This is a genomic window from Oleiphilus sp. HI0067, assembly GCF_001635735.1.
Window position 1 is genome coordinate 1 of sequence record NZ_LWFI01000037.1, and the last position, 766, is coordinate 766.

2 protein-coding genes are annotated in these 766 nt (G+C 43.0%); both read left to right on the forward strand.

All coding sequences use genetic code 11. The features are described 5' to 3' along the window. A partial coding sequence (locus A3739_RS00725; protein WP_156502210.1) for a DUF3450 family protein occupies positions 1-353 on the forward strand: 353 nt, incomplete at its 5' end. A gap of 35 nt (positions 354-388) precedes the next feature. Next, the coding region (locus tag A3739_RS00730; protein WP_156502211.1) for a hypothetical protein at positions 389-766 on the forward strand (378 nt) is incomplete at its 3' end.

Consider the following 766-nt stretch of genomic DNA (forward strand, 5'->3'; position numbering starts at 1 on the left):
GCCTTGATGCCAATCTTATCACTCCAAACAAAGCGGTAAATCAGTTGTGGGCCTTCGTAGAGGACGAGTTAATGATGGGGCGTAGCAGTGGAATTTATAACGAAACGGTTTTAATTGGTGGGAATGAGCAATTAGTAAAAGTATTGCGTTTGGGCAAGATTGCTGCGTTCTACCAAGGTGCCGATGACAGCTACGGACTAATTAAGCAGGTAGACGGAGCTTGGGTACAAGAAGAACTGAACGGCCGAGAAGCGAGTGTAAATCTTGATTACCTGTTTGATGCATTTGCCAAGAATATTCGAAATGGAATGTTCACGGTTCCCAACATTCTACCAAGCATCGCGGCTCAGTAGCTTTGCTAACTATAACGAGAACCTTAGTGATTCCCATGAATAAAATCTTCGTAAAAATAATATCGTTGACAGTGCTGGTGATGACTTCGCTAGTGCTAAATGCTAACGAATTAGAACTGGCTTATCAGAAAGAATATGCCTACTTGGTTGCAGAAAAAAATGCACTTGAACAGCGTTTAGCGAATTTGAATGATTCGCAGCAGCAAAGTTTAAACAAGGCGCAGGCGGATTTAGACGCTTTGCAAAGACAATATGTAGCGAAGCAAAACCGTATTGATCGTATTAATCGTGACATAGCGGATGCTACCCGAGAAGTAGACTTCTCAGAAACCGATCAGCTACTGCTCGACGCTACACTTCTTCAGGCAACTGAAAGTCTCCAAAAGTTGGGTTTGTCGATCGATGAAACGCAA